At 72.5% G+C, this 7,189-nt stretch carries 6 protein-coding genes and 1 pseudogene; 5 read left to right on the top strand and 2 right to left on the bottom strand.

Annotation, left to right across the window (positions count from 1 at the left end; translation table 11 throughout):
- From ACFUK0_RS38930 to ACFUK0_RS38920, 3 genes and pseudogenes are all read left to right on the top strand, one after another.
- Window positions 1-338, top strand: a pseudogene (locus ACFUK0_RS38930) (sugar ABC transporter substrate-binding protein); the annotation flags it as partial.
- A 155-nt stretch (window positions 339-493) separates the two neighbouring features.
- Window positions 494-2,062: a sugar ABC transporter ATP-binding protein gene (locus ACFUK0_RS38925; protein WP_380258596.1), complete on the top strand. Its 1,569-nt coding sequence runs from the start codon at window positions 494-496 to the stop codon at window positions 2,060-2,062.
- A complete protein-coding gene (locus ACFUK0_RS38920) occupies window positions 2,059-3,093 on the top strand; it encodes an ABC transporter permease (protein WP_380258594.1) in 1,035 nt (344 codons plus the stop codon). The genes ACFUK0_RS38925 and ACFUK0_RS38920 overlap by 4 nt, the downstream gene beginning before the upstream one ends.
- Before the next feature lie 160 nt (window positions 3,094-3,253).
- Here the strand turns inward: ACFUK0_RS38920 and ACFUK0_RS38915 are convergent, their stop codons facing one another.
- The gene (locus ACFUK0_RS38915; RefSeq protein WP_380258592.1) at window positions 3,254-4,132 is read right to left on the bottom strand and encodes a LysR substrate-binding domain-containing protein; all 879 of its coding nucleotides are present in this window, start codon (window positions 4,130-4,132) and stop codon (window positions 3,254-3,256) included.
- 87 nt (window positions 4,133-4,219) lie between these two features.
- Here ACFUK0_RS38915 and ACFUK0_RS38910 point away from each other — a divergent pair, with 87 nt between their 5' ends.
- Together ACFUK0_RS38910 and ACFUK0_RS38905 are read left to right on the top strand one after the other, a co-directional pair.
- The gene (locus tag ACFUK0_RS38910) at window positions 4,220-4,813 is read left to right on the top strand and encodes a nuclear transport factor 2 family protein (protein WP_380258590.1); all 594 of its coding nucleotides are present in this window, start codon (window positions 4,220-4,222) and stop codon (window positions 4,811-4,813) included.
- A gap of 8 nt (window positions 4,814-4,821) precedes the next feature.
- Entirely contained in the window at window positions 4,822-5,817 is a 996-nt protein-coding gene (locus tag ACFUK0_RS38905; RefSeq protein ID WP_380258588.1) for an amidohydrolase family protein, read from the top strand.
- Between the two features lie 86 nt (window positions 5,818-5,903).
- On the opposite strand, the gene hisC is transcribed toward ACFUK0_RS38905, so the two are convergent.
- On the bottom strand, window positions 5,904-7,034 hold the full coding sequence (gene hisC / locus ACFUK0_RS38900) for a histidinol-phosphate transaminase (RefSeq protein ID WP_380258586.1): 1,131 nt from the start codon (window positions 7,032-7,034) through the stop codon (window positions 5,904-5,906).
- Window positions 7,035-7,189 lie beyond the last annotated feature (155 nt).

The raw sequence follows: 7,189 nt of genomic DNA, 5'->3' as shown, positions 1-7,189 counted from the left end.
TCACCGCCAACGCCGGCGTCAAGCACTGGGTGGTGTGGGGCTGCAACGACGAGAACGTCCAGGGCGGCGTCACCGCGCTGGAGAACGCCGGCGTCGGCGCCGACAACGTGATCGGCGTCGGCCTGGGCGCCTACCTCGCCTGCAAGGACTGGAGCGGCGACAAGCCCTCCGGCATGAAGGCCGCCCTCTTCATCAACGGCAAGGACGTCGGGGCACTGGCCGTCCAGACCCTGTACGACAAGCTCAAGAACAGCAAGGACTTCCCGAAGGAGGCCTTCGCCCCCACCACCATGGTCGACGCGAGCACCTGGAAGTCCGCCGGCGTCACCTGCAGCTGACACCCCGGGCAGGCCCGCGACCCTCGGCCGGCCGGCCGACACCGCCCCGGTATCCCGCTCCTGACGGGACCGGGGCGGCGCCCCGCCACCCACTCCACCGGCGGCCTCCGCGACGAGCGCCGCCCGTCCTCCCGCACAACTCGAAGGTGACCACCGTGAGCAGAGCCCGCGACACGAACGCCGACCCCCGTTCGCCCACCGCACCGCCCCCCGGCAGTGCCGGCGTGCAGAACGTCTCCAAGCGGTTCGGCCCGGTGCGGGCTCTCGGCGGTGTCACCCTGGACTTTCCCGCCGGTCAGGTCACCGCCCTCATGGGGGAGAACGGGGCCGGCAAGTCCACTCTCCTGAAGATCCTCACCGGCGACCACCAGCCCACCGAGGGCGGCGTCGTCCTCGACGGCAGGCCCGTCCAGTTCTCCTCGCCGACCGACGCCCGCCGCGCCGGCATCCGGATCATCCCGCAGGAACCCGAGATCATCCCGCACGTCTCGGTCGCCGAGAACGTCTACGCCGGCTCGCTGCCCCGCACGGCCGGACGACGCCTGGACCGCGCCGAACTGCGCCGGCGCATCACCGCCGACCTCCGACGCCACGGCTTCGACAAGGTGCTCGACCCCGGACTGCTCGGCTCCCAGCTCACGCCCGCGCAGCGCCAACTGGTCGAGATCCTGCGGGCACTGGCCGGCGAGGCGAAGGTCATCGCCTTCGACGAGCCGACCTCCTCGTTGTCCGAGCACGAGGTCGAGGCGCTCTTCACGCTGATCCGCCGGCTGCGTGACGAGGGCACCGCGATCATCTACGTCTCGCACCGCATGCAGGAGATCTTCCAACTCGCCGACCGCATCGCCGTCCTGCGCGACGGCGAGCTCGCCGGCGTCCAGGACGCCCGCAGCACCAGTGAGGGCGAACTGGTGCGCCTCATGGTCGGCCGCGACCTGACCGCCATGTTCACCCGCGAGCGGGTGACACCCGGCCGGCTCGTCCTCGACGTCCAGGGCATCACGACCGATGCCGTCCGCGACGTCACCCTGCGGATCCACGCCGGCGAGGTCGTCGGCCTGGCCGGCCTGATCGGCGCCGGACGCTCCGAACTCGCCCTCGCCCTCGCCGGGGACCTGCCCGTCCACCACGGCACCGTCACCCTCGACGGACAGCGGCTGCCCTCGGGCCGGCCCGGAGCCGTCATCCGGGCGGGCCTGGGCCTCGCGCCCGAGGAACGCAAGGCCCAGGCCCTGTTCCTGCACCGCTCGATCCGGGACAACACCTCGCTGGTCGTGCTGGAGCGCCTGCGCCGCTTCCGCTTCGTCCGCCGCGGGGCCGAGCGGGAGCTGGCGCAGGAGTACACCGACCGGCTGCGGGTGCGCACCCCGTCGATCGAGCACGAGGTCCGCAAGCTGTCCGGCGGCAACCAGCAGAAGGTCGTCCTTGCCCGCTGGCTGGCCCGCAAACCCAAAGTGCTGATCCTCGACGAGCCGACCCGCGGCATCGACGTCGGTGCCAAGGCCGAGATCTACCGGATCATCGCGGACCTCGCGGAGGAGGGCGTGGCGATCCTCGTCATCTCCTCCGAACTCCCCGAGGTCCTCGGACTCGCCGACCGCATCGTCGTCATGCAGAACGGCCGCATCACCGGCGAACTCGACCGCGCCGAGGCCACCGAAGAAGCCATCCTCAACCTCGCCATGGCCGACGACATCGCCACCGCCCCAGGAGCAACCGCATGACTGCCACGACCACCCGCCCTGCCGCCGACAGCGGCGCCGACCAGCGCAAGCGCCAGAACCCGCTGACGTTCCTCGCCACCTTCGGCGGCCAGAACCTCAGCCTCGTCGGCGCGCTGGCCCTCGTCCTCGTCCTGTTCGGCGTACTGAACGAGAACTACCTCACGCTCGACAACATGCAGGTCATCGCCGAGGCCGCCACCATCACCGGCCTGCTCGCCGTCGTCCAGACCGTCGTCATCATCTGCGGCGGCCTCGACATCTCGGTCGGCTCCCAGGCCGGCGTCGCCTCCGTCGTCAGCGCCATGGCCTTCACCGGCGCGGGCTCCAACGCCTTCGTGGGCATGGCCGCCGCCGTCGGGGTCGGCCTCCTGATCGGCGTCCTCAACGGCGTGATCATCGTCTACGGACGCGTCAACCCCACCATCGCCACCCTCGCCGGTCTCGCCGCCTACAAGGGCCTCGCCCAGCTCATCTCCAACGGCCGCGCCCAGGGCTACGTCCTCAACAACGACGTCTTCGTCTTCCTCGGCCGAGGCAAGATCGCCGGCCTGCCGGTGATGGTCTGGATCCTCATCCTCACCTGCGTCGCGGTCCACCTCCTCCTCAAGTACACCGACATCGGCCGCAACATCTACGCCATCGGCGGCAACGACACCGCCGCCCGCCTCGCCGGCATCAACATCAACAAGTACCTCATCGCCGTCTACGCCCTCATCGGCACCGTCGCGGCCGTCGCCGGCATCCTCCTCACCGCCCGCACCGGCTCCGGCCAGCCCACCTCCGGCAGCGAAGGCCTCGAACTCAAGGCCATCACCGCCGCGGCCCTCGGCGGCGCCGCCCTCCGGGGCGGCAAGGGCGGCATCGGCGGCACCCTCCTCGCCGTCGCCCTGCTCGGCGCACTGGAGAACGGCCTCACCGTCCAGGGCATCAACTCCTTCTGGCAGAACGTCGCCCAGGGGGCCCTCCTCGTCATCGCCGTCGTCATCCAGCAACGACGGAGCGGTGAGCGCGCCGTCGGACTCCCCACCTGACACCACCGCACGAACCGGGCCGGAGCTACGGGAGCGGCCGCCGCCGTAGCTCCGACGGCCCCATCGGCGGACCCTCCGCACGCCGGACCGGGCCGCACCGGAGGGCTCGTCGTTCCGGGCCCGGGGTGCTGCGCCCGGGGTGCTGCGCCCGGTGGCGGGGTCAGGGCGCCGGGACGGCGTCGAGGTAGGCGCGTACAGCTCCCGATGTCTCGTCGTGCCGGCTGATGACCAGCAGGTCCGGCCCCGGCGGCGCGCCGTTCAGGGGGCGGTAGGTGAGGCCCGGCAGGGCGATGCACTGCGTGGCGGCGGGGACGACGGCCACTCCCGCGCCGGCCGAGGCGAGGGCGAGGACGCCGAGGGTGCTGCCGACCAGGCGGACCCGGGAGCGGTCCTCCTCGTGGGCGGGCCAGAGCCGGGAGAGGACGGTCTCGTCCTCCTCGCCGCTCGCGAAGACGATGAGGTCGTGGGCGGTCAGGTCGGCCGTGGTCACCGCGGCGGCGGACGCCAGTGCGTGGTCGGAGCGCAGGGCGACGGACAGCGGGGTGAGCGCGCGGCGGGTGACGCGGAGGCCGTCGGCGTCACTGAGGCCGAGGTCGGGGCAGTAACCGATGTCGAGTGCGCCGTCGCGCACCCCCTGGATCTGGGCGGCGGGCGGCAGCTCGGTCAGGGTGAGGCCGACCCCGGGGTGCGTCCGGTGGAAGTCGCGCAGATCGTCGGAGAGGTCGCCCTGGAGCACGGCGACGCCGGAGAAGCCGATCCGCACCGCCCCCGTCTCGCCGCGCACCGACTGCCGGGCGACCTGCATGGCCCGGCCCGCCTGCGCCAGGGCCCGGCGGGCCTCGGGGAGCAGCAGCTCGCCGGCCTCGGTCAGCTCGACGCGCCGGCTCGTCCGGGTGAACAGGCGTCCGCCCACCTCACGCTCCAGCGCCTGCACCTGGGCGCTGAGGGTGGACTGGGTGACGTGCAGCAGGGTGGCGGCCCGGCCGAAGTGCCGTTCGTCGGCGACGGCAACGAAGTAGCGCAGGTGCCGCAGTTCCACTGTCCGCCCCACATCCATCGTCCGCAGCGATGAGTTGATCGTATCTTTCGGTTGGACCTATCGCTCGCCAGGGCGAACAGTGGACGCATGAACACGACATCTCAGGACCGACAGGACATCGCGGATCTCATGACCGGCTGGATCCACCGCGACCTCGGCGAGTGGGACCGGCTGAAGGGCCTCTTCCACCCCGACGGCCGGATCGAGATCACCTGGTTCGAGGGGCCGGCGTACGAGTTCGTGGATGCCTCCGCCCGGATGGGAGCCTCCGCCTTCCGTACCAAGCACCTGGTCACCGCGCCCGTGGTGACCTTCTCCGCCGACGGCACCCGCGCCGTGAGCGAGACGAACGCCGTCATCATCGGCGAGAACGTCGACCTGCGCCTGGGCTGCAACGGCCACAACCGCTTCATCGACCGCCTGGAGAAGCGCGACGGCGTGTGGGGCATCGCCGACCGCAAGAGCGTCTACGACTTCGGCACCTTCACCTTCCCCGCCGGCATCGTCGACATCGACGCGGCAGCGGTCGCCCGCCACCCCCGCGAATACGCGGCCCTGGCCTACCTGCTGGAGGCCAGCGGCTTCCCGGTGAGCCGGGTCTTCGCGACCAGGGGCAGCGACCTGGAGCGCGACATCAAGGAGTCCGCCTTCACCTGGCTGGGCGAGAAGTCGGACAAGTGAGGAACGCCATGAAGCTGATCACCATCGAGGAGCACACCCTGCACGCCGGCGTGGCCAGGGCCTCCGCCGCCCGGACGGCCCACGTCAGCCCCGGCTTCGGCGCGTCCTACGCCCCCGCGAGCGGCCTGCCCTACAGCCCGTCGGCCGAGGTGCTGGAGGACCTGGACGAGGGCCGGCTCGCCGCCATGGACGCCGACGGCATCGACATGCAGGTGCTGTCCAACCTCACCACCCAGTACCTGCCCGCCGACGTGGCACCGGAGCTGGTCCGCGACGTCAACGACCGTCTCGCGGCGGCCTGCGGGCGCCACCCCGACCGGTTCGCCGCCTTCGCGTCGCTGCCCACCACCGCCCCCGGCCACGCCCCGGACGAACTCCGCCGCGCCGTTCAGGACCTGGGGTTCGTCGGCACCCTCATCCACGGCCGCACCGACGACGAGTTCCTCTCCGCGGAGCGCTTCGACCCGATCCTGCGCACCGCCGCCGAGCTGCGCGTGCCGGTCTACCTGCACCCCGCCCCGCCGACCCGGGTCACCGCCGCCGGGAACTACGAGGCCGGCCTGGACGAGGTCGTCGCCACCCGGTTCGCGACGGCGGCGTGGGGCTGGCACAACGAGTCCGGCATCCACTTCGTCCACCTGGTGCTCAGCGGCGTCCTCGACCGCTATCCCGAGCTGCAGTTCATCCTCGGCCACTGGGGCGAGGCCGTCCCCTGGTACCTGGACCGGCTCGACGAGGCCCTGCCGCGCAGGGCCACCGGCCTCGACCGCACCATCGGCGAGTACGTCCGCCAGAACACCTACTACACCCCCAGTGGCATGTTCACCGCCCCCCACCTGCGCTTCTGTACCGACCTCCTCGGTACCGACCGCATGATCTACTCGGTCGACTACCCCTTCGTCGGGAACGCCGGATCCCGCGCCTTCCTGGCCGGTTCCGGACTCTCCGAGGACGCCCAGCACGACATCGCCCACCGCAACGCCGAACGCCTCCTCCGCCTCTGAGCGGTCCGGACAGGGGTACGGGGGAGAGCGCCGGGGGACGGCACCGCTCCGCGGGCGTCGTCCCCCGGCTCCGGTGTGACCGGACGTCAATCGCCTGCGGTGGCCGGGGGCCTGCTGCGGAACCGGCCGGCCGCGGTCAGGAGGGCGTCGTTGGCCCGGCGCTCGCCGACGGTGATCCGCACGCCGTCCTGGCCGTAGGGCCGTACGGCCACACCGGAGTCATGGCAGTGCCCCGCGAAGGCGGCGGTCTGCCGGCCGAGGCGCAGCCAGAGGAAGTTGGCCTGGCTGTCGGGCGGGGTCCACCCCTGGTCCAGCAGTGCTTCGCGGACGCGTCCCCGTTCGGTGATCAGTTCCCCGATCCGTTCCATCAGCTCGGCCCGCCGGTCGAGGGAGGCGATCGCGGCGCTCTGCGCCACCGTGGAGACGCCGAACGGGACGGCGGCCGTGCGCAGCGCGTCGGCGACCGGTTCGTGGGCCACCGCGTAGCCGATCCGCAGCCCGGCCAGGCCGTAGGCCTTCGAGAAGGTCCGCAGGACCACGACGTTCGGTCGGTCCCGGTAGAGCTCCAGGCCGTCCGCGTGGTGGGGGTCGCCGGTGAACTCCACGTACGCCTCGTCCAGGACGATCACCACATCGGCCGGCAGGCGGTCCAGGAACGGCTCCAGCACGTCCCGCCGCAGTGCCCGGCCGGTCGGGTTGTTGGGCGTGCACACGAGGACCAGCCGGGTGCGGCCGGTGACCGCCCGTGCCATGGCGTCGAGGTCGTGGGCCTCGTCACGGGTGAGCGGCACCTCAACGGCCCGCCCCCCGGACAGCCGGGTGACGATGGGGTAGGACTCGAAGGACCGCCAGGCGTACACGACTTCGTCGCCCGGGTCGGTGGTGATCTGCAGGAGCTGCTGCAGCAGCGCGCTGGAGCCGGTGCCCAGGGCGATGTGGCGGGCGGGGACGGCGAGGTGTTCCGCCAGCCGGCCGGTGAGTTCCGTGGCCTGCAGGTCCGGGTACCGGTTCATCCGCCCGGCGGCGGCGGTCACGGCCTCGACCACGCCGGGAAGCGGTGGGTAGGGGTTCTCGTTGGAGGACAGCTTCCAGCCGGTGCCGTCCGCGGCCGGACTGCCGGGGACGTAGACGGGGATCGTTTCGAGCAGGCTGCGCAGCCGGGGTGCGCGGCCGTGACCGTCGCGGGTGCCCGTCTCGTCGGTGCTTGCCTTGCCCATGCGGTGTCCGTTCCTGGTGTTCGACGGCCGGCCGGCGGCACCGGGGCGCCGGGCGGGCCCGCCGGGGGGGGGGGGGGGGGCGGGCCGGGACCGCACGGGGGGCGCGCCCGCCCGACCGCCCCCCCCGCGGGGGCCGGGGGGGGGGGTGTTACGGG

Source organism: Kitasatospora sp. NPDC057223 (assembly GCF_042669755.1).
GTDB lineage: Bacteria > Actinomycetota > Actinomycetes > Streptomycetales > Streptomycetaceae > Kitasatospora.
Note: the sequence above shows the minus strand (reverse complement) of the source record. Positions and strands in the feature narration are given on the sequence as shown.